We start from the raw sequence: 2,610 nt of genomic DNA, 5'->3' as shown, positions 1-2,610 counted from the left end.
AACAAGGTATCCGTACGGGAACGTGCGGATGGATCACCTCCTTTCTAAGGAGTTTTAAGTCAGATTCTCTATTCTATTGGTAATGTTCTTACATTATCAAACTTGGACATTGGAAACTACATAGTAATAATGATGAGAAACCAAATTTTAAAAACAATTTTACTAAATTTTCGTTTAGTAGAGTTAGCTGATAGATAGAAATATCTATCCCTTAAATAAATTTAAAGATTAAGAGAATTAAGGGCACACGGTGGATGCCTAGGTAATAAGAGCCGATGAAGGACGTGGTAAGCTGCGATAAGCCTGGAGTAGTTGCAATCGAACTTTGATCCCAGGATTTCCCAATGGAGAAATCTGCTAAGATGGAGTCTTAGCGTGAAAACGGTAACCTGATGAACTGAAACATCTAAGTAGTCAGAGGAAAAGAAAGTAAAAACGATTCCCTAAGTAGCGGCGAGCGAACGGGGACAAAGCCTAAATCATGTAAGTGTCAAGGATGCAGCCGTTGCTTGCATGAGGTAGTGGGAAGTCGCTTGAAGAACTGCAAGTTATTCAGCGAAGTTATTTCAACCAATTAGAATAAGCTGGAAAGCTTAACCATAGAAGGTGATAGTCCTGTATAGGTAAATTGAAATATGCGCGTGACTCTCCCGAGTAGCACGGAACACGAGGAATTCTGTGTGAATCTGCGAGGACCATATCTCGTAAGGCTAAATACTCTTATTAACCGATAGCGTATAGTACCGTGAGGGAAAGGTGAAAAGAACCCCGGGAGGGGAGTGAAATAGAACCTGAAATCGTGTGCTTACAAGCGGTCAGAGCCCTTTGGGGTGATGGCGTGCCTTTTGGAGAATGATCCTGCGAGTTACGTTCAGTGGCGAGGTTAAGTATACCGGAGCCGCAGGGAAACCGAGTCTTAATAGGGCGCATAGTCGCTGGGCGTAGACGCGAAACTTGGTGATCTAATCCTGTCCAGGGTGAAGCTGTGGTAAGACACAGTGGAGGCCCGAACTCACCGCCGTTGAAAAGTTGGGAGATGAGATAGGTTTAGGGGTGAAACGCCAATCGAACTAAGAGATAGCTCGTTCTCTCCGAAATGCATTTAGGTGCAGCCTTAGGAGATAAATTACGGGGGTAGAGCACTGAATGGTCTAGGGGGCATATTGCTTACTGAAACCAACCAAACTCCGAATACCGTAATTCCCATCCTAGGAGTGAGACTATGGGTACTAAGATCCATGGTCAAAAGGGAAACAACCCAGACCGTCAGCTAAGGTCCCTAATTATAGCTAAGTGGGAAAGGAGGTGGAGATTCATAAACAACCAGGAGGTTGGCTTAGAAGCAGCCATACCTTTAAAGAGTGCGTAATAGCTCACTGGTCGAGAGTCTCTGCGCCGACAATGTAACGGGGCTAAGCTATAAACCGAAGCTACGGAACTGCGCGTAAGCGTAGTTGGTAGGAGAGCGTTCTGTAGGCTGTTGAAGGAGGACTGATAAGGAACTCTGGAGGTATCAGAAGTGAGAATGCAGGAATAAGTAGCGAGAAAGAGGGTGAGAATCCTTCTCGCCGGAAGACCAAGGTTTCCAGGGTAAAGCTTGTCTTCCCTGGGTAAGCCGGGACCTAAGCCGAGGCTATAATGCGTAGGCGAATGGAAAACAGATTAATATTTCTGTGCCACTTATATATTGTGAAGGAGGGACGCAGAAGGGTATGTAAGCAGGAGAACGGAAGTTCCTGTGTAAGTATGTAGAGTGGAATTGCAGGCAAATCCGCAGTTCTAGACTTGAGGTATGATGCATAGTCCTTAAGGACGAATTTACAGATCCCACGCTGCCAAGAAAAGCTTCTAGCGTTAATGTATAAGTGCCCGTACTGTAAACCGACACAGGTGGTCAGAATGAGAAATTTAAGGCGGACAGGCTAACTCTCGCTAAGGAACTCTGCAAAATGAATCCGTAACTTCGGGAGAAGGATTGCCCCTTTGTGTAGAGAGCTACGCGCTCAAAGCATGAGGGGGTCGCAGTGAAGAGGCTCAGGCAACTGTTTAACAAAAACATAGGTCTATGCTAAGCTGGAAGGCGATGTATATGGGCTGACACCTGCCCAGTGCCGGAAGGTTAAGAGGAGGAGTGAGAGCTCCGAATTGAAGCCCCGGTGAACGGCGGCCGTAACTATAACGGTCCTAAGGTAGCGAAATTCCTTGTCGGGTAAGTTCCGACCTGCACGAAAGGTGTAATGATCTGAGCGCTGTCTTGGCGGGAGGCCTGGTGAAATTGTATTACCGGTGAAGATACCGGTTACCTGCAGTAGGACGGAAAGACCCCATGGAGCTTTACTGTAGCTTGGTATTGGGTTTTGGTGTCGTATGTATAGGATAGTTGGGAGGCTAAGATGTATGGACGCTAGTTCATGCGGAGCCGCTGGTGGAATACCAACCATACTACACTAGAATTCTAATTTGGCGCTTGTAACGCCGAAGACAGTGCTAGGTGGGCAGTTTGACTGGGGCGGTCGCCTCCGAAAGAGTAACGGAGGCGCCCAAAGGTTCCCTCAGGTTGGATGGAAATCAACCGCAGAGTGTAATGGCAGAAGGGAGCTTGACTGCGAG

1 rRNA gene is annotated in these 2,610 nt (G+C 46.9%); it reads left to right on the top strand.

The features are described from left to right. Positions 1–226 precede the first annotated feature (226 nt). A 23S ribosomal RNA gene (locus tag I6E17_RS09780) occupies positions 227–2,610 on the top strand; the annotation flags it as partial.

This window comes from Fusobacterium perfoetens (assembly GCF_021531595.1).
GTDB lineage: Bacteria > Fusobacteriota > Fusobacteriia > Fusobacteriales > Fusobacteriaceae > Fusobacterium_B.
The sequence above is the reverse complement of the archived record's forward strand: the minus strand, read 5'-3'. Positions and strand labels throughout refer to the sequence as shown.